Below are 18,886 nucleotides of genomic sequence, written 5' to 3' on the forward strand. Positions count from 1 at the left end.
TATGAAATATCATTCTTGCCTATACATTCTCTTTACAGCAAGGGGATTTTACGTCATGATATGCCCGATTTAAAACTTGAAGGCTAACAGGATAACTGATTAATGGCGAAAGAAGACAACATTGAGATGCAAGGCACGATCCTTGAAACCTTGCCGAACACAATGTTTCGTGTAGAGCTAGAGAACGGTCACGTTGTGATCGCACACATCTCAGGTAAAATGCGTAAAAACTACATTCGAATTCTGACCGGTGACAAAGTTACGGTTCAGCTGACACCTTATGACTTGAGCAAAGGTCGCATCGTCTTCCGTTCACGCTAAGTTAGCTTAAACAGATTTTAAAAACCGGCGGTGCCGGTTTTTTACTTTCTTGAAAGTATCGAATTAAAAAAGGCTGCAATTGCAGCCTTTTTTCATACCTAAAAATTAATCTAAGTATTTACTTTCTCAAGTGATTCAACTGAGATGGTGATCTCATCTTTCTTGATATCCACATTGGCTACCCCACCCTTCTCAAGCTTTCCAAACAAGATCTCGTCAGCTAATGGTCGTTTAATCAACTCTGTGACCACGCGCGCCATAGGTCTTGCACCCATCGCTTTGTCGTATCCTTTCTCTGCGAGTAAGGTTCTGGCTTCATCACTGACAAATAAGGTAACCCCTTTTTCATCCAGTTGCGCTTGAAGTTCGACGAGGAACTTATCGACAACTTTTGCAATAACGGTCAGATCAAGATGGTTGAACCAGATAATCTCATCCAAGCGGTTTCTGAATTCAGGTGAGAACACCTTATTGATTTCAGACAATGCATCTTGACTATGATCTTGCTGCTTAAAGCCAATCGACTTTCTCACCGTCTCCTGCACACCCGCATTGGTGGTCATCACTATGGTCACGTGCCTGAAATCGGCTTTTCGACCATTATTATCAGTCAAAATACCATGATCCATCACCTGCAAAAGCAAGTTATAGACATCAGGATGCGCCTTTTCAATCTCATCAAATAGCACAACACAATGTGGATTCTTAATAACTGAATCAGTTAACAAGCCACCTTGGTCATAACCCACATAACCAGGAGGCGCACCGATAAGACGTGAAACCGTATGACTTTCCATATACTCAGACATGTCAAAACGAACCAAGTTGAGCCCGAGACATTTGGCCAATTGGCTAGTCACCTCAGTCTTACCCACTCCGGTCGGTCCTGCAAATAAGAAACTGCCTACCGGCTTATGCTCACCACTTAATCCACTTCGAGACAGTCTAATGGCAGAGCTAAGGCTCTCTATCGCTTTGTCTTGACCGAACACGACCATCTTAAGGTTACGGTCTAGGTTCTTAAGCATATCTTTGTCAGTCGCTGATACCGACTTCTCAGGAATACGCGCCATCTTAGCGATAATCGCTTCGATCTCGCTCTGTCCTATGGTCTTCTTCCGGCGACTTGCAGGTTGCATCGCCATACGTGCCCCAGCTTCATCAATAACATCTATCGCTTTATCAGGAAGGTAACGATCATTAATGTGCTTATCAGAAAGACGCGCCGCAATACTCAACGCAGCCACGGTATATCTCACCCCGTGATGCTCTTCGTACTTTGACTTAAGTCCTTGAAGGATCTTTGTTGTCTCAGCAACTGAAGGCTCATTAATATCGACTTTCTGGAAACGTCTTGCCAATGCTCGGTCTTTCTCAAAAATACTTTGATATTCTTGGAAAGTCGTCGACCCCATGCATCTTAGTTTACCACCAGACAACAGCGGTTTTAGCAGATTAGATGCATCCATGACTCCACCTGAAGCCGCGCCGGCTCCGATAATCGTGTGGATTTCATCGATGAATAGGATGGCATCTTCATCTCTTTCAAGCTCTTTTAACAAGCTTTTAAAACGTTTTTCAAAATCCCCACGGTATTTTGTACCCGCCAGTAAAGCCCCTAAGTCTAAGGAATATACAGTGGCTTTACTCATCACTTCTGGGACTTCATTTTTTACAATTCGGTACGCTAATCCCTCGGCTATTGCCGTTTTACCGACTCCAGCCTCACCGACTAAAAGAGGATTATTTTTCCTTCTTCGGCAGAGAATTTGGATAGAGCGTTCAATTTCATCGCTCCGCCCTATCAATGGATCGATATTTCCCTGAATAGCCAATTCATTCAAATTCGCAGCAAATTGAGAAAGTTTGCTTTTTTCCTCATCATTCTCAGTCTGATCTTCTATTCGATCTTGCTGAGAACCATCCTCAATTTCATCTTTAGATACACCATGAGAGATAAAATTAACCACGTCTAGGCGCGTCACCTCACCATTACGCAGAAGATAAACAGCTTGTGATTCCTGTTCACTAAAAATAGCCACGAGCACATTAGCGCCAGTCACTTCGTTACGACCAGATGACTGGACATGAAATACAGCCCTTTGTAATACTCTCTGGAAACCTAACGTTGGCTGAGTTTCTCTATCATCTTCAGGATCGGCGATAATAGGCGTCGTTTGCTGAATGAAATTAGATACATCCTCTCTTAATTTATCAAGATTTGCCCCACAGGCCACTAAGGCTTCTTGTGCAGCTGGATTATCTATTAAGGCGAGCAGCAGGTGTTCCACCGTCATATATTCATGACGGGCATCTCTGGCTTGCTGGAAAGCCAGATTCAAGGTGACTTCAAGATCTTTATTTAACATAAGCACCCCCTAAATTTACAACTAAAATAACCCAATTCAGGCTTTCTCTAATGAACACAGTAACGGATGTTGCTTTTGTCTTGCAAATTGATTTACTTGTGCAACTTTAGTTTCTGCGATTCCAAAGGGAAAAATCCCACAAATTCCTTTTCCTTGATGATGGATTGCAAGCATGATATCTGTCGCTTGCTCTTCATTTTTCTTGAAAAAGACCTGTAATACCTCAATCACAAAATCCATTGGGGTATAGTCATCATTATTCAAAATCACCTTGTACATCGAAGGGGACATTAATTCTGATTCTACACGTTCTTCAACGTGGTCAATATTTCCTGCTTTACCCATGGTTCAATATTAGCCTCTAGTCATCGCTTCTACCAATTAATGAGATTATTCAATAAATAAATTTCTTCTTCAATCTAATATCTAACTCATTAATTGAAACAGGTTATATACTTAAATGTTGCTCTTTTGTTAAATTATCCTTGACATACAAACTGACTGCTTTCATTCTGTTCAACAGGCGGTAATTTGTACCCGCTTAATTATTTAGTTTTACTATCTTACTGGCAAGTAGACAACAGAAGGAAGTGGAAGTATGGCAAACGGAACTGTTAAATGGTTCAACAACGCCAAAGGATTCGGGTTTATCTGCCCTGAAGCTGGTGGTGAAGACGTTTTTGCACACTATTCTACCATTGAAATGGAAGGCTATCGAACGCTAAAAGCAGGCCAGCCTGTCCAATTCGAAGTAGAAGCAGGGCCAAAAGGGATGCACGCGTCAGCTATTTCGCCAACGAATTAATCTAGGCGATGTAAAACAAAAAAGGCAGGGATTATCCCTGCCTTTTTATTATCTGCAAAAAACCAATGTTAAAAAAAGATTGCGAAGAAAATTTATTTTCTTCGCAAAGAACATTCATTTAAGCAGTAAATAATGCATTTAAAGTCACACTTGGGCGCATTTCTGCCGCGGCTTTAGTTGCATCCAAACGATAATAACCACCTAGATCAACAGCCGGTCCCTGTGCAGAGTTAAGCTCATCGACAATTTTCACTTCATTGTTCGTCAATGATTCAGCAAGGGAAGCAAACTGTGCTTTTAGCTCCAGATCCTGCGTCTGCTTAGCCACTTCCTGAGCCCAATACATTGCAAGGTAGAAATGACTGCCGCGGTTATCAAGTTGGCCTACACGACGTGAAGGTGACTTGTTTTGATCGAGAAACTGACCAATAGCTGCATCCAGTGTGTCCGCAAGTATTTGTGCTTTTGCGTTATTGGTTGTTTGGCTCAAATGCTCAAGTGACGCTGCAAGTGCTAAGAACTCACCCAACGAATCCCAACGCAAGTGTCCTTCTTTCTCTACTTGCTGAACATGCTTAGGCGCAGAGCCACCAGCACCGGTTTCAAACAATCCGCCGCCATTCATCAAAGGAACGATAGAGAGCATTTTAGCACTTGTACCAAGCTCTAGAATTGGAAATAGATCCGTTAAGTAGTCACGTAATACGTTACCTGTGACTGAAATAGTATCGAGGCCGTCTTTCGTACGCGCTAAGGTGAAACGCGTAGCTTCCACTGGAGACATGATGCGAATATCTAAGCCTTCAGTATCATGCTCAAGAAGATACACGTTAACCTTTTTGATGATTTCAGCGTCATGGCTGCGACTCTCATCTAACCAGAATACTGCTGGAGTTGAAGATAATCGTGCACGTTTAACCGCAAGTTTTACCCAATCGCGAATAGGTGCATCTTTAACCTGACACATTCTCCAGATATCACCTGCTTCAACAGCATGAGAAATCAGTACATCGCCTTGGCTGTTAGTCACATTTACAGTGCCTGCTGCTTCAATTTGGAATGTTTTATCATGACTACCGTACTCTTCAGCCTTTTGAGCCATCAAACCAACGTTAGGCACACTGCCCATTGTGGTTGGATTAAAAGCACCATGCTCTTTACAAAAAGAGATAGTCTCTTGATAAACACCAGCGTAACAACGATCAGGGATCATCGCCTTAGTGTCTTTGGGTTGGCCATCAACCCCCCACATCATGCCTGATGTACGAATTGCTGCAGGCATAGAAGCATCAATAATCACATCACTTGGAACGTGTAGATTAGTGATCCCCTTATCCGAATCAACCATCGCCAGTTCTGGACGAGTTGCATATATTGCAGCGATATCAGCTTCGATAGCGGCTTGCTGCTCGGCTGGTAGTTGTGCGATTTTGGCATAAACATCACCAAAACCATTGTTAACATCAACACCTAACTCTGCAAATAATGCAGCGTGCTTAGCAAAAAGCTCTTTATAATATACTTTAACCGCATGACCAAAAAGGATCGGATCAGAAACCTTCATCATGGTCGCTTTTAAATGCAATGAAAGCAGCACACCTTGCGTTTTAGCTTCTTCAATCTCACGCTCGTAAAATTCTACAAGTGACTTCTTGCTCAATACCGCAGCATCAATCACTTCACCAGCTAACAAAGGAAGTGAAGCTTTCAACACTTGCTCAGTACCATCAGCCTTAGTAAGCACGATGTTAACATTATCAGCAGACGCTAACGTCAATGACTTTTCACTGCCGTAAAAATCGCCTTCATTCATATGTGCGACATGACTTTGAGAATCACGGCTCCATGCACCCATTGAATGTGGGTTCTTCTGAGCATATTTCTTAACTGAACCCGGAGCACGGCGATCTGAGTTACCTTCACGTAGCACTGGATTTACCGCGCTACCTTTAATCTTGTCGTAGCAAGCCTGAATCGCTTTCTCTTCTGAGTTAGCAGGCTCATCTGGGTATGACGGAATATCATATCCCTTGTTCTGTAGCTCTAAAATACAGGCTTTCAACTGTGGAATAGACGCACTGATGTTTGGCAGCTTAATGATGTTAGCTTCTGGCTTGTTGGCTAATTCACCAAGCTCGGCTAATGCATCACCAATTTTTTGGCTCTCTGAAAGATTTTCTGGAAAATTTGCAATAATTCGACCCGAAAGGGAAATATCTCGAGTTTCTACATTTACGCCTGCCGCTTGAGTAAACGTTTTAATGATAGGCAGCAAAGATAAAGTCGCTAGTGCTGGTGCTTCATCTGTTTCGGTATAGATAATTGTTGAATTGTCGGTCATTTTTCGTCCTACATTATTGTAAAATAGAGAATTTAAAATATTTTATTTTTATACACTGCTTATTTTTACGTTCTGCAGTTGCATCAGTACTTTCTATTAGCACTTTTATAGAAGTCTTGGTTTACACCCTAACTCGATAATATTTTTATACCCAACGTGGATATTGGAGGCTTTCAAGATGAGGAAAAGCGCCATTTTTAGCGGGTTTGCCCACAAAAAGATACAGCACTAAACCTTAACGTCACACCACACTACTTGCAGCTGAACTTCTCAAAACCTTGTGACAACTTGGTTTAGATCACACTTTTATCGCGCACATCATAAAACATTCTTGGCAATATTCAAATTCCACTAATGGCGAATGCACAGTACACTGTAAACATTAAGTCATACAATGCCAGAAGATTAGTTAGCGTGAGTCACACTATTAAACAAAAACCTCAACCCAAAAAAGCGACAACAGCCTCTAAAAGAGGAGATCAAAAGAGAAGCGCCTGGTTTAATAAGAACCAAGCCAAACCCTCTCATGCTGTTTCAAGTAAGAGTAAAGAAAAAACGGCTAATCCCGTCATTGTTCTTTTTAATAAACCCTTCGATGTATTGTGCCAATTTACAGATGAACAGGGACGTCAAACATTAAAAGACTTTATTCCTATTCCAGAGGTATATGCCGCGGGAAGGCTAGATAGAGACAGTGAAGGTTTACTGTTACTCACCAATGATGGCAAACTTCAGTCGGCATTGACCGAACCCAAAAAACGAACTTTTAAAACCTACTGGGCGCAAGTTGAAGGCGCACCAAGTGAAGCTCAACTGGATGAATTACGTCACGGTGTCGAACTAAAAGACGGCTTAACATTACCAGCGACCATTAACATCATGCCTCAGCCAGAAGTCTGGGACCGTGTACCGCCGATACGAGAACGCAAAGCGATCCCAACTACTTGGTTGGAAATTCAAATCTGCGAAGGACGCAATCGGCAAGTTAGGCGGATGACAGCACACATAGGTTTTCCAACTCTCAGACTCATTCGCTATAAAATAGGTAAATGGAGTCTAGATGATCTCAAACCTGCTGAATATTTGACGATTGATATGAAAAACAAGCCAATATAACGATTAACCTCAACTCATCAATCGCAGCATTAAAGGAGGGGACAATGAATCAAAGGTATAAACCAAATGTGACAGTCGCCTGTATTGTTCAGTGCCAAGACAAATACTTGATGGTTGAGGAGCTCATAAATGGAGTGACTCAATACAATCAACCGGCTGGGCATCTCGAACAAGGCGAGTCACTCACTCAGGCATGTGAACGTGAAATTTTTGAAGAAACAGGTCTGAAACTTGAAGTGCAAGATTTAGTAGGTATCTATCAATTTAGTGCAGATGAAAGCTTAGCTTTCTTGAGATTTACTTTCTTTACCCACATTTCAACATTCCTTGAAACTGCGCCTCAAGATGCTGATATACAAGCTGCTCACTGGTTCACCTATGATGAAATCCTTGCTCTACAGCCTGCTTTAAGAAGCCCCCTTGTGCTCTCGAGTCTAGATGATGCCAGAAATAAAACACACTATCCGCTAGAACTACTCAATAGCCAGTATCTCAAGTTAGCCCCTAGCCATAATGCGTGTTAGAATACGCCCCCGAAAATGTAGCTTCTTTTTTAGATAATTTGAATCCTTATCGCACTGGCTTTATCGCTCGGTGTTATGGGACAGGCAGTCTTTAATCTCAGGCTATATAAGGTACATTCAACGGTTTTAGGAACTATGGCAATCATCGAAACGACTGCGGCAATAATCGAACCCACTGCTACTAACAATAAAAAAGTCATTGTCGGCATGTCCGGCGGTGTTGACTCATCAGTTTCGGCTTACCTGTTACTTAAACAGGGCTATCAAGTCGAAGGCCTTTTCATGAAAAACTGGGAAGAAGATGACACCGATGAATATTGTGCCGCTGCAGACGACCTCAAAGATGCCCAAGCTGTGTGTGACAAGCTTGGCATAAAACTGCATACCGTCAATTTCGCCTCAGAATATTGGGACAATGTGTTCGAATATTTTCTGGCTGAATACAAGGCAGGCAGAACCCCAAATCCAGACATCATTTGTAATAAAGAGATAAAGTTTAAAGCTTTCCTCGAATTTGCTGATGAAATCTTAGACGCCGACTACATCGCCATGGGGCATTATGTTCGTCGCAGTGACGAAAGTGGCCAAAGCCAGATGCTACGTGGTGTGGATGGCAATAAAGATCAAAGCTACTTCCTCTATACACTCAGCCATGAGCAAATGTCTCGCTCGCTGTTTCCTGTTGGTGAACTCGACAAGAGTGAAGTCAGGGAGATAGCCAAAGAGATGGGCCTTATCACTCATGATAAAAAAGACAGTACTGGGATCTGCTTTATCGGCGAGCGTAAGTTTACTGACTTCCTCAGTACTTTCTTACCTGCACAGCCTGGAAATATAGAAACATCAGAAGGTGAAGTGATCGGCACCCATCAAGGGCTGATGTACCACACTCTAGGCCAACGTAAAGGCTTAGGCATTGGTGGAATGAAAAACAGCAATGACGATCCTTGGTATGTAGTCGATAAAGAGATGGACAGAAACGTACTGGTTGTCGGTCAAGGTGGCACTCATCCACGTCTAATGTCTGTCGGTTTTTATGCCGACCAACTGCACTGGGTCGATAGAAAAGGGCCTAGCGACGGTGCTCAAATCACGGTTAAAACTCGCTATCGTCAACGCGATGTTGCCTGTACTTTGCATTATGAAGGCGAAGACAGAATCAAAGTCTTATTCGATGAGCCTGTTGCAGCAGTGACGCCGGGACAATCTGCCGTATTTTATGATGCCGAGATTTGCTTAGGCGGCGCTATCATCGATTCATTAATTAGAGAATAAGCCGTGAGCGACCTTCTAGATGAACGCACCATGGCTTTTGCCGGAATATTGCAAGCAATTGCACAAGTCCAGCACATCGCCAGACACGGTAATACAGACAAAGACAGCCTAGCAGCCAGTCTCAATACCGTCATCGTCACGAACCCTGATTCCACATCCGATGTGTATGCAGATAAAGTGGCACTGAATAAAGGTTATCAGCTCATCGTCAATCAACTTGGTGATAGCAAAGATAAAGATGTAGAAGTGACTCGCTACTTGGTTGGTATATTAGCCTTGGAGCGAAAACTTTCCCGTGGCAATGCCATGGGAATATTGGCCGAGAGGATCAATCAGATCCATCGCCAATTGCACCATTTTGCGATCACCGATGAGCAAGTTGTTGCTAATTTCGCTGGGATCTACAGTGATATCATCAGCTCTCTTGGGCCCAAAATTCAAATATCTGGAAATCCTGAGTATCTGAAACAAACCCAGGTACAAGAAAAAATTCGCGCCTTACTGCTGTCTGCCATGCGCAGCGCTGTACTGTGGCGCCAACTAGGTGGAAAGCGCAGACATTTAGTCTTCGCGAGAAAGTCGATCCTAGATATAGCTAACAAAAGTCTTACCCTATAATAAATTAAGTTCATTAAGGAGCTTCATAATGGAACTATCCGCACTAACTGCTATCTCTCCTGTAGACGGTCGTTATGGTAGTAAAACCGCCTCATTGAGAGGGATCTTCAGCGAGTACGGCCTGACCAAGTACCGTGTTCAAGTCGAGATAAACTGGTTAAAGCTACTCTCTAGCTGCCCAGAGATTGAAGAAGTTCCACCTTTTAGCGAAACAGCATTAGCGCTTCTCGATAGCATTAAAGACAATTTTAATGAAGCTGATGCTCTTCGTATTAAAGCCATTGAAGCCACTACAAACCACGATGTCAAAGCGGTTGAATACTTCATCAAAGAGCAAATTGCAGATAATGCAGAACTTGTCGCTATCGATGAGTTTGTTCATTTTGCTTGTACCTCTGAAGATATCAACAACTTATCTCATGGTTTAATGCTAACTGATGCCCGTGAGCAAGTGCTTGTTCCTTATTGTCAGCAGATTGTCGATGCCATTAAAGGCCTAGCAAGAGAGCACCGCTCAGTGCCTTTGATGTCGCGAACGCACGGACAACCAGCCTCTCCTTCTACACTAGGCAAAGAGATGGCCAACGTTGCCATTCGTCTTGAACGTCAATTAGCTCAGATAAATTCAGTGCAGTTTATGGGTAAGATTAACGGTGCTGTAGGTAACTACAACGCACACATCTCAGCCTATCCAGAAGTGAACTGGCATGAACTGTCTGAGCGTTTCGTGACAAGCCTAGGTTTAAACTGGAACCCTTACACTACTCAAATTGAGCCACACGACTACATCGCTGAGCTTTTTGATGCCGTTGCGCGCTTCAACACTGTGTTGATTGATTTCAACCGTGATATCTGGGGTTACATTGCACTCGGTCACTTCAAACAGAAGACGATTGCTGGCGAGATTGGTTCTTCAACCATGCCGCATAAAGTAAACCCTATCGATTTTGAGAACTCTGAAGGTAATTTAGGTATTGCAAATGCACTTATGCAGCACCTTGCCTCTAAATTACCTGTTTCACGCTGGCAGCGTGATCTGACTGACTCAACGGTTTTACGTAATTTAGGTGTGGGCATCGCTCACGCACTTATTGCCTATCAGTCAACGCTTAAAGGGATCAGTAAGCTTGAAGTCAACGAAGCCCAACTTCGCGCTGAGCTAGACAAAAACTGGGAAGTACTGGCTGAGCCTGTACAAACAGTTATGCGTCGTTACGGTATCGAAAAGCCTTACGAGAAGCTTAAAGAGCTAACTCGTGGTAAGCGTATTGATGGTGAGCAACTTGCTACCTTTATCGATGGTCTTGAATTGCCTGATACCGTTAAAATCGAGCTTAAAAAGATGACTCCGGCTAACTACATTGGTCGTGCAGAAGCTTTCGTTGACGAAATGAAGTAATCAACGCTTAACCTTGATCCCAAAAAAGCGGTAAGCTAACACTTACCGCTTTTTAATTGCTGATATACCCCATTTATACCAATCAGTATAAAGATTTGATCGCTCAGCGAGAGTTTAGCGCTCCTGAGTCAAGGCAACGAGTGAAGAGCATAGTTATTCTACGGTTAAGCTCGTTAACACAGGATCAGAAGCGCTAAAACTCGCCTGTAAGGAGTGTTTTTGGCTGCCTACTTCTGCGTTGAGTGAACTCACAAGGGAACAACCATGATCTCATTCATTCGCCTTGAATTAGTTTGCCAAAAAACACTCTGAGTAGATCAACTTCTTATACTGATTGGTATTACAACAAATGAAGCCAATTCCCTATGTATAAAATCAATTTCAACACCAGTGAGTTTTTATCTACGCATTGGCAAAAAGAGCCACTTGTCATTAAAGGGGCATTTAGCAACTTTGTTGACCCAATGAGTGCAGATGAACTTGCTGGACTTGCATGTGAAGAGGAGATCTCATCACGGGTTGTCATCACAAAGGAAAATAACTGGGAAATCATTCAAGGCCCTATTAATGATTACGAGCAGTTTGGTGAAGATAACTGGCAGTTACTGGTCCAGGCAGTTAATCACTGGTTCCCTGACTCAGCCTCACTCATAGAAGCTTTCAGGTTTATACCAGATTGGCGTTTCGATGATCTGATGGTCTCTTTTGCTACACCCGGCGGCGGTGTTGGCCCTCATATTGATAACTATGATGTTTTCTTACTGCAAGGTGAAGGAACCAGACGTTGGAAAGTCGGCGCTAAAGGAAACTACACCCCAAGAGGCGGCGATACTCACACTGCACTTATCGACGACTTTGAGCCCATCATCGACGTCGTGCTAGAAGCGGGTGACATGTTGTACATCCCACCTGGATTCCCACATTGCGCCCAAACACTCACAACCGCACTGAGTTACTCTATTGGTTTCAGGGCACCAAGCCAGCAAGAACTGTTTAGCAGTGTTGCAGATCATCTGCTCGATACTAATACCGGTCTGAAACGCTTTACGTCAACAAGCGAACCAGTAGCAGCCAGTTCTGTATCAATTGAGCACCAAAAAGGGATGCTGAGCCTACTCAATGAGTTGCTCAAACAACCAGAGCAATATCAAACCGTATTAGGACAATTGCTCAGTCAGAATCGCTTTGAACTTGACTTATCTGATCCCGAATCCCCTTATCAGAGAGAAGATTTGACCGATGCCCTGTCTGAGGGAGCTGAGATACACAGAATAGGCGGTTTAAAGGTGATTAAGCTCGAAGGTGATACTGAGCAACGACTGTTTATTAATGGCGACATATTTGCTTGTGAGCAGCTAACATCGGAAGAGATTGAGCACTTAGCGAATGCATTTATCATTGATAATCAGCAAGCCTTAACCTTATGTGGTTCAAGCGCGATGAGTGAGATGTTTGTGGGCTTGTTAAATAAAGGATTTTACTATTTAGCGTGAATCTTTTTTTATCAGTAGCACAAACTAAAAATGGCACCCTTTCGGTGCCATTTTTATTCACTCACTGTTTAAAACAGCATTGAATTTATCTCATTACCCCCAAAGTTTTTCATCACCTTGGATCTGATAAAGACTCTCTGCACGAGACACGAGAAGTTGAGCAAATTTTGCTTGAGTTGGATCTTTCGTCGCACCTGATTTGAACAAGTTTTCAGCTTTCATCTGCCACATCATAGAAAAATGGCGTAGTGCTTCGCGTGCCGTACCTGCCACTTTCACATCCACATAATCACTCGGCAGATCACCTGACATGACCCAAAACGTTTGTTTCGTTGGTTGTTTAGACTCCATCTTCCAAACCGCAACATATGGCGCTAAGTAACGACTTTCATCGGCAATCACTTTACTAGGGATCACACCTTTTTCAGCTAGAAAGCGGTTTGCTTTCTGAAAATGCTCTTTGATCCATTGCTGTCTCAACGCTTCTTGCTGCTCAGGATCCATCGCTTGAGTTTGAGTGTCTACTTGTTCCGTCATACTTAATTCCTATCTTATTGTTATTTTGTAAATCCGTAACCGCTTCCCCAAATTAACATGGATCAGAGCATAAACAGCACTCCGGTTGACGTTAACGTAAGGTGGAAAGCAAAATTGCCACACAGATCACAATTAATCCGATTCTTTGCTTTGTTGAGAGTATCCCTAAATGCTATCGTTCTGCAATAATTTTAATAAGGAACCGGTTAACTCTTTAATTGTTCCGGTGTTTAAATCCTAAGTGGAGAACTGCTACGTGGCTGTATTCAATCATATCTCGTTTGACGAACATGAACAGATCGTATTTTGTCAGGATAAAGAGAGCGGCTTAAAAGCCATTATTGCTATCCATAATACTAATTTAGGCCCCGCTGTTGGCGGCTGTAGAATGTGGAACTACGAATCTGACGACGAAGCGTTGACTGATGTGTTGCGTTTATCACGTGGCATGACCTATAAAAATGCACTGGCAGGTCTTGAGATGGGCGGCGGAAAGTCAGTTATTATTGCCGATCCGAAAACCCAAGATAGAGAAGCCCTATTTCGCGCATTTGGCCGTTGCATAAACAGTTTGGGCGGCAAATATTTCTCGGCTGAAGATGTGGGCGTGACAACAGCAGATATCATGATCGCACATCAAGAAACCCCTTATATGGCAGGACTTGAAGGAAAAAGTGGCGACCCTTCACCTTTTACCGCTTTAGGCACCTACTTAGGCATCAAAGCGGCTGTGAAACATCAGCGTGGTATCGATAGCCTTAAAGGTCTTAAAATTTCAGTTCAAGGCGTCGGTCACGTAGGCTACTACCTGTGTCGTCATCTACACGCAGAAGGGGCTGAACTAATAGTCACTGATATCAATCAAACATCTTTAGACAGAGTCTCCACCGAATTTGGTGCCACAGTTGTTGCTCCCCAAGATATCTACCATCAGGATGTTGACGTCTACGCACCTTGTGCCTTAGGCGCGACAATTAACGATACGACTATTCCGCTGCTAAAAGCGACGATTGTGGCTGGTTGTGCCAATAATCAACTTGCCGAAGCCAGACATGGTGAGAAACTTAAAGAGTTGAACATCTTGTACGCGCCAGATTATGTGATTAACGCCGGTGGGATCATTAACGTATCGTTTGAAAAAGATTACGATGCCACGCTAGCAACGAAAAAAGTGGAAGAGATCTACGACACGCTTATGCGTATTTTTGTTCTATCAGATGAGCAAGACTGTACCACTTCCTCTATTGCTGATGAACTTGCCCGCGCAATTATTGAAGCGGCAAAGTAGTCACCTCATTCTGTCATAAAAAAACAGAAAGCTCGTAAAATAACCAGAGGCAAAAATATTCATTTTGCTTCTTTTTTTATGCCCAAATTTATTTTTCCAAGCCTACCAAAGAGATAGTTAAATAGAACAGAAAATTAATCATATCGAACTGGATATTGTGATATTTGTCTGCTTGACTTAGAGGCTCGTCACCTTGCCTAGGAAAGCTGTATGATTACTTTCAAGTATGATCTCAATCAGGATGTTGTTGAACTTCAGGCGAGCAATTGGTGTGGCCTAGAGCAGGTCTATATCAATGGTAAGCGAGTCTCACGCAAACTAAATTTTGGACAAAACAGTGAACACAATGTGCAATTAAAGGACGGTAATAGTTGTAAATTTCAATTACTTATAGACCCTTCATCCGAGTTAATGGTGTGCAGGATCTACAAAAAAAATAATTTAATTGCGAGCATCAAACAAGGGAAGGAAAACTTAAAACAGAGTAGAAAAGCATTACAAAACTGGGCTATATTTTTTACACTCTCTAGCTTACTGTTATTGTTACTGAATTAATGAAGTGACCTCAAAACCGACCTATAGCCAGCATAAACTAAGCCAGTTTCCATTAATTAAGCGACTAAATCGAAACTGACTTTATGTACCATTTTGGGGAGATACAGAAATACACATTTACCTAATAAATACTGCAAACAGCAATAGATTATTATTCTGGAAAATGATTTATTTTATTGAGTAAAGTAACGAAAGCAAGACGCTCTTCTATCGAAAGATTTTCTAAAAAATGTTCATTGACACGTTCAGCTTCAACAATTAAATCTTGCTCTAACGCCTTACCGGAATCCGTTAAGAATATCTTAAAAGCACGACGATTCTCAGCCTCTTGGTGGCGAGTCACGAAGCCTTGAAGCTGAAGTTGATCTAAGATGCGGGTCATGGTGTAGTTTGCGACATCACAGCGTTTCGATAACTCAGTCTGAGTTATCCCCTCCTCTTGCCACAAAGCAAAAAGAACCGGCCATAACTTAATATCTAACTGGTACCGCTTGAGTTTCTGATCTAGCGCGTTTTGCAGATCAACATTCAGATGAGAGACCAGATAGCCTAAACTTTCCGTCTGTTTCAATCAACACCTCCACACGTTGAGCACCTCTTTTAATATTACCACTTAGTTCTCAAGAAACTAGGCCTAGTAAGAACTTATTACACATAAATATTAAATTATTTACTATCAGTGGCTTATTCATCAACCATTATGAACTGGTTGATATATCGATAGTAACAGGCGCGACCTAGTTTCGCTACCAGCCCTCTGTCAACTAACACAGTAATCTCTTCATCTTTAACGTTAAAAGCATCAATACTGTCTATTTGGTACTGAGTGCCTAATGCTGTGACCACCTCTACTCTTCCCATCTCTAGAAGATGGTAATCAACCGCTATTAACGGAAAACGAGCCACCTCAACCTTTAACTTTTCAACAGGCGTGATCAGAAAGTATTCCCCATTAATACAGTTAAGAATAGAGGAGAATAAACGTGCAAATTTAGTCGGTAAACTTTCGTCAAGGTAAAACCAGTGACCTTGATCATCAATCTTAAACAATACAGCTTCTGAGCAAAGCTCAGCATCTTGGGTGACCTTTGTAAGCGCTCGCTCTACAGAGATGTTGTTATCGCTCATACTGTTTCCTAAATAGCTGAGACTAAGCAAAACCTAGCCCCATATTGTCTATTGAACAATTAAACTCAATAGCGCTTCAACCGGGTGTTTTGGCTTAAACCCACCAAAACGCTTTACCTGACTTCGACAAGAGTAGCCTGACACTAAGATCTGCTCTTGTGGCAACGCCTTTAATGCTTGCTCCCAAGACATGCCAAAAAGATCTTGCGATCGTTGTTGGTTCTCTAGTTCGTGTCCATAAGTGCCTGCCATACCACAACACCCCATGTTAGCTGTCTTCAAATCAGCTCCAAAGTAAGAGAAGATTTGCTGCCACTCTTTACCTGTATTCGGTTTGGTGGTGGACTCAGTACAATGGCTAAACCAAGTAAACTCTCGCTTTACTTCATTGATTGGTGCGTTGGACGGACGATCTTTTATCGCTTCCAGCAACCACTCATTAGCCAATTTAACGTCAAAGTCACCACACTCATCGCCCAGCACTTCACGATACTCATCGCGATAACAGAGCACCATGGCCGGATCAACCCCAACCATAGGAATATTGAGCTGGTGTACTTTAGCGAGAAAGTCAGCTGAAGATTTTGCTGTTCTAGCAAATTTATCTAAAAAGCCTTTTATATGGATAGGTTTCCCATTTGGCTTAAAGGGCAACAATATTGGCTTTAAGCCCATTTTTTCTATTAGTTTAATAAAGTGATAAACCGTTCCGGCTTCGTAAAAGCTGTTAAAAGGATCTTGTACGACTAAGACATATTCGGCGCGTTGATGTTCAGGAATCGACTCTAACGCCTCAAGATCATAACCTCGACTTGCATGGCCATCGAGTCGCTGTTTAAGCGTAGGAACCGACAGTGCGGGCGCATCGACATAACCGATGGCTTTTTTGATCACCCATTGACTCACCGGATTCTGAGAAACGGCATTGGTCAATCTTGGCACTTTTGCCATCAGAGGCAACACATCTTCAATTCCTGCAACTAAGTAATCTTTTGTAGGGCGCAAGTATCGTTGATAATAGATATTGAAAAACTGGGCTCTGAACTTCGGCACATCCACTTTAACGGGGCATTGTGATGAACACGCCTTACACGCTAAGCACCCCTTGAGGGACTCCATTACTTCGTGGGAGTAATCATATTCACGATCCATTTTTAACGTGTTTTGCGCTCTTTGTAATAAGCCTATAGGTTTAGCCTTAGACAAAGCTTCAACATCGACCCCTTCAGCTTCTAATAACCTTAGCCACTCACGCATCAAACCCGCTCGGCCTTTTGGTGATTGAACTCTGTCACCTGTCACTTTAAATGAGGGACACATAGGGGAATACGTGCTGTAGTTGAAGCACATTCCGTTACCATTGCAGTTCATCACATCAGGAAATGCATCACGCGTATTGATTGGGATCTGCCGGTCAAAACTACCGCGTTTAGCGCTCTCTACATTATAGATAAGCGCCCCAGTGCCCTTTGGTGCCACCAGCTTACCTGGGTTAAGCTTATTATGAGGATCAAACAGGCTTTTAACCTCTTGAAGTAATCCGTAAAGCTCATCTCCAAACACCGCCGGACCGTACTCACCTCTTACCCCTTTCCCGTGCTCTCCCCACATTAAACCACCATACTTAAGGGTTAATGTGGCAACTTGATCAGAGACAACTTTGAGCAGTTTTTCATCGTTAACATCACACATATCGAGCGCAGGTCTAACATGAAGTACACCGGCATCCACATGGCCGAACATACCGTACTGCAGCTGATGACTATCGAGTAATGCTCTGAACTCCATGATAAAATCAGCAAGTTTTTCAGGTGGTACTGCCGTATCTTCAGCAAAGGCCAAAGGTTTACGACGCCCTTTAGTCGCCCCTAATAATCCCACCGCTTTTTTACGCATGGCGTAGATCATATTGATGCTGTTTTTATCACTGGTGACTTGATAGCCTAGTAGTCCACCAGCAGAATTTTCAACTTGTTTATCCAGCACCAATAACAGTGCAGCGACTTTGGCTTCAACCTCCTCTTTATCACCGGCAAATTCAACCATATTGAGCCCATCAATCACAGCGCCAGGTACATCTTTAATCAGTTCAGAAACTGAGTGCCAGATAATATCTTGTTGAGCCAAATTGAGCACTTTAGAGTCTACGGTTTCAACAACCGTAGCATTAGCCTTAACCAGATCTGGAGCATGCCTTAATGCTGATTCAAACGAATCATATTTAATGTTGACCATCATGCGGACACTTGGCAGAGGCGTAATATTCAATTTAGCCTCAGTAATAACTGCCAGTGTGCCTTCAGAGCCCGTTAAAATCCGCGATAAATTAAACTCAGTAAGCTCAGAGTCCCACACATTTTTCAAGTCGTAACCGGTTAAGAAACGATTTAGTTTAGGAAAGCGCGCTTCAATCTGTGAACGATTTGTCCGGCACAGCATCGCTATCTCTTGGGTAAGCTTCTGCCCAAGTAGATTAGGAGTGACAGTGCCAATATCCTCTAGCCTGTCGTGTGAAACGGTTTCGGTGTCCAGCACACTGCCGTCATACAGCACGCTCGACAAGGTTAAGACATGATCGGATGTTTTACCGTAAACCAGTGAGCCCGCGCCGGAGGCGTCGGTATTGACCATGCCACCAATAGTTGCGCGATTCGATGTAGAAAGGTCGGGACTAAAGAAAAAACCATGGGGTCGAAGTGCATCGTTTAAAGCATCTTTAACCACACCAGCTTGAACTTTTACCCATTTCTCTTCAGGATTTATTTCGATAACTTTATTGAGATAGCGAGACAAGTCTAAAATAATGCCGTGAGTTAGCGACTGACCATTAGTGCCCGTTCCACCGCCTCGCGCACTAAACACTACTTTATCGAATTCAGTTTTCGCTGCTAAGCTCAATGCAATACTGACATCTTGCTGACTTTTAGGATAAATAACGGCTTGGGGAAGAAACTGATAGACAGAGTTATCTGTCGCTTGTGCTAAACGCGCACTGTACCTTTTATCGATGTCACCGCAAAAGTCACCTTGCTCCAGAGCGTCTAAGAAGGAGAGGTACACAGGCTCAAGGGTTTGTTCATGGGATAATTTAGGCAACTTAACGATCGGCAACATATC

17 protein-coding genes are annotated in these 18,886 nt (G+C 42.9%); 10 read left to right on the plus strand and 7 right to left on the minus strand.

Going from position 1 to position 18,886, the window contains the following annotated elements; genetic code table 11:
- Positions 1–102 precede the first annotated feature (102 nt).
- A complete protein-coding gene (gene infA / locus FN961_RS17945) occupies positions 103–321 on the plus strand; it encodes a translation initiation factor IF-1 (protein WP_011865366.1) in 219 nt (72 codons plus the stop codon).
- A gap of 110 nt (positions 322–431) precedes the next feature.
- On the opposite strand, the gene clpA is transcribed toward infA, so the two are convergent.
- Positions 432–2,690, minus strand: coding sequence for an ATP-dependent Clp protease ATP-binding subunit ClpA (clpA, locus tag FN961_RS17950; protein WP_144041558.1), 2,259 nt, complete (start codon positions 2,688–2,690; stop codon positions 432–434).
- A 36-nt stretch (positions 2,691–2,726) separates the two neighbouring features.
- Positions 2,727–3,035, minus strand: a complete 309-nt coding sequence (gene clpS / locus FN961_RS17955) for an ATP-dependent Clp protease adapter ClpS (RefSeq protein ID WP_144041559.1) — start codon at positions 3,033–3,035, stop codon at positions 2,727–2,729.
- Positions 3,036–3,288: 253 nt separating this feature from the next.
- Here clpS and cspD point away from each other — a divergent pair, with 253 nt between their 5' ends.
- Positions 3,289–3,495, plus strand: a complete 207-nt coding sequence (gene cspD, locus FN961_RS17960; RefSeq protein ID WP_012142231.1) for a cold shock domain-containing protein CspD — start codon at positions 3,289–3,291, stop codon at positions 3,493–3,495.
- Between the two features lie 118 nt (positions 3,496–3,613).
- Here cspD and FN961_RS17965 read toward each other — a convergent pair whose 3' ends face one another.
- Positions 3,614–5,836: an NADP-dependent isocitrate dehydrogenase gene (locus FN961_RS17965; protein ID WP_144041560.1), complete on the minus strand. Its 2,223-nt coding sequence runs from the start codon at positions 5,834–5,836 to the stop codon at positions 3,614–3,616.
- A gap of 414 nt (positions 5,837–6,250) precedes the next feature.
- Between FN961_RS17965 and FN961_RS17970 the strand changes: the two genes are divergently transcribed.
- From FN961_RS17970 to FN961_RS18000, 6 genes are all read left to right on the plus strand, one after another.
- Positions 6,251–6,952, plus strand: a complete 702-nt coding sequence (locus tag FN961_RS17970) for a pseudouridine synthase (RefSeq protein WP_144041561.1) — start codon at positions 6,251–6,253, stop codon at positions 6,950–6,952.
- A gap of 44 nt (positions 6,953–6,996) precedes the next feature.
- Positions 6,997–7,476 carry an NUDIX hydrolase gene (locus FN961_RS17975; RefSeq protein ID WP_144041562.1) on the plus strand — a complete coding sequence of 160 codons (480 nt, stop codon included), beginning with the start codon at positions 6,997–6,999 and terminating at the stop codon, positions 7,474–7,476.
- Between the two features lie 135 nt (positions 7,477–7,611).
- On the plus strand, positions 7,612–8,751 hold the full coding sequence (gene mnmA, locus FN961_RS17980; RefSeq protein ID WP_144041563.1) for a tRNA 2-thiouridine(34) synthase MnmA: 1,140 nt from the start codon (positions 7,612–7,614) through the stop codon (positions 8,749–8,751).
- A 3-nt stretch (positions 8,752–8,754) separates the two neighbouring features.
- Positions 8,755–9,369: a high frequency lysogenization protein HflD gene (gene hflD / locus FN961_RS17985; protein ID WP_144041564.1), complete on the plus strand. Its 615-nt coding sequence runs from the start codon at positions 8,755–8,757 to the stop codon at positions 9,367–9,369.
- 28 nt (positions 9,370–9,397) lie between these two features.
- The gene (gene purB / locus FN961_RS17990) at positions 9,398–10,768 is read left to right on the plus strand and encodes an adenylosuccinate lyase (protein ID WP_144041565.1); all 1,371 of its coding nucleotides are present in this window, start codon (positions 9,398–9,400) and stop codon (positions 10,766–10,768) included.
- Between the two features lie 365 nt (positions 10,769–11,133).
- Positions 11,134–12,261, plus strand: a complete 1,128-nt coding sequence (locus tag FN961_RS18000) for a ribosomal protein uL16 3-hydroxylase (protein WP_144041566.1) — start codon at positions 11,134–11,136, stop codon at positions 12,259–12,261.
- 93 nt (positions 12,262–12,354) lie between these two features.
- Here FN961_RS18000 and FN961_RS18005 read toward each other — a convergent pair whose 3' ends face one another.
- Positions 12,355–12,798 carry a DUF4826 family protein gene (locus FN961_RS18005; protein ID WP_144041567.1) on the minus strand — a complete coding sequence of 148 codons (444 nt, stop codon included), beginning with the start codon at positions 12,796–12,798 and terminating at the stop codon, positions 12,355–12,357.
- A 256-nt stretch (positions 12,799–13,054) separates the two neighbouring features.
- On the opposite strand from FN961_RS18005, the gene FN961_RS18010 reads away from it, so the two are divergent.
- Positions 13,055–14,086, plus strand: a complete 1,032-nt coding sequence (locus FN961_RS18010; protein ID WP_144041568.1) for a Leu/Phe/Val dehydrogenase — start codon at positions 13,055–13,057, stop codon at positions 14,084–14,086.
- A 210-nt stretch (positions 14,087–14,296) separates the two neighbouring features.
- Positions 14,297–14,641 carry a hypothetical protein gene (locus FN961_RS18015; RefSeq protein ID WP_144041569.1) on the plus strand — a complete coding sequence of 115 codons (345 nt, stop codon included), beginning with the start codon at positions 14,297–14,299 and terminating at the stop codon, positions 14,639–14,641.
- Positions 14,642–14,792: 151 nt separating this feature from the next.
- On the opposite strand, the gene FN961_RS18020 is transcribed toward FN961_RS18015, so the two are convergent.
- The 3 genes from FN961_RS18020 to ydiJ form a co-directional block, all read right to left on the minus strand.
- Positions 14,793–15,212 carry a MarR family winged helix-turn-helix transcriptional regulator gene (locus FN961_RS18020; RefSeq protein ID WP_144041570.1) on the minus strand — a complete coding sequence of 140 codons (420 nt, stop codon included), beginning with the start codon at positions 15,210–15,212 and terminating at the stop codon, positions 14,793–14,795.
- 113 nt (positions 15,213–15,325) lie between these two features.
- Positions 15,326–15,769 (minus strand): DUF1285 domain-containing protein, encoded by a 444-nt coding sequence (locus FN961_RS18025; RefSeq protein ID WP_144041571.1) that lies wholly within the window; start codon positions 15,767–15,769, stop codon positions 15,326–15,328.
- Between the two features lie 48 nt (positions 15,770–15,817).
- Positions 15,818–18,883: a D-2-hydroxyglutarate dehydrogenase YdiJ gene (ydiJ, locus tag FN961_RS18030; protein ID WP_144041572.1), complete on the minus strand. Its 3,066-nt coding sequence runs from the start codon at positions 18,881–18,883 to the stop codon at positions 15,818–15,820.
- Between the last annotated feature and the right edge of the window lie 3 nt (positions 18,884–18,886).

The sequence above is a fragment of the Shewanella hanedai genome, from assembly GCF_007197645.1.
In the GTDB taxonomy this organism is placed as follows: domain Bacteria; phylum Pseudomonadota; class Gammaproteobacteria; order Enterobacterales; family Shewanellaceae; genus Shewanella; species Shewanella hanedai.

What these genes read in the sequence shown, in the direction of transcription:
- infA (WP_011865366.1), top strand. Translation starts at nt 103, where the DNA reads ATGGCGAAAGAAGACAACATTGAGATGCAAGGCACGATCCTTGAAACC.
- clpA (WP_144041558.1), bottom strand. Translation starts at nt 2,690, where the DNA reads ATGTTAAATAAAGATCTTGAAGTCACCTTGAATCTGGCTTTCCAGCAA.
- clpS (WP_144041559.1), bottom strand. Translation starts at nt 3,035, where the DNA reads ATGGGTAAAGCAGGAAATATTGACCACGTTGAAGAACGTGTAGAATCA.
- cspD (WP_012142231.1), top strand. Translation starts at nt 3,289, where the DNA reads ATGGCAAACGGAACTGTTAAATGGTTCAACAACGCCAAAGGATTCGGG.
- FN961_RS17965 (WP_144041560.1), bottom strand. Translation starts at nt 5,836, where the DNA reads ATGACCGACAATTCAACAATTATCTATACCGAAACAGATGAAGCACCA.
- FN961_RS17975 (WP_144041562.1), top strand. Translation starts at nt 6,997, where the DNA reads ATGAATCAAAGGTATAAACCAAATGTGACAGTCGCCTGTATTGTTCAG.
- mnmA (WP_144041563.1), top strand. Translation starts at nt 7,612, where the DNA reads ATGGCAATCATCGAAACGACTGCGGCAATAATCGAACCCACTGCTACT.
- purB (WP_144041565.1), top strand. Translation starts at nt 9,398, where the DNA reads ATGGAACTATCCGCACTAACTGCTATCTCTCCTGTAGACGGTCGTTAT.
- FN961_RS18000 (WP_144041566.1), top strand. Translation starts at nt 11,134, where the DNA reads ATGTATAAAATCAATTTCAACACCAGTGAGTTTTTATCTACGCATTGG.
- FN961_RS18005 (WP_144041567.1), bottom strand. Translation starts at nt 12,798, where the DNA reads ATGACGGAACAAGTAGACACTCAAACTCAAGCGATGGATCCTGAGCAG.
- FN961_RS18015 (WP_144041569.1), top strand. Translation starts at nt 14,297, where the DNA reads ATGATTACTTTCAAGTATGATCTCAATCAGGATGTTGTTGAACTTCAG.
- FN961_RS18025 (WP_144041571.1), bottom strand. Translation starts at nt 15,769, where the DNA reads ATGAGCGATAACAACATCTCTGTAGAGCGAGCGCTTACAAAGGTCACC.
- ydiJ (WP_144041572.1), bottom strand. Translation starts at nt 18,883, where the DNA reads ATGTTGCCGATCGTTAAGTTGCCTAAATTATCCCATGAACAAACCCTT.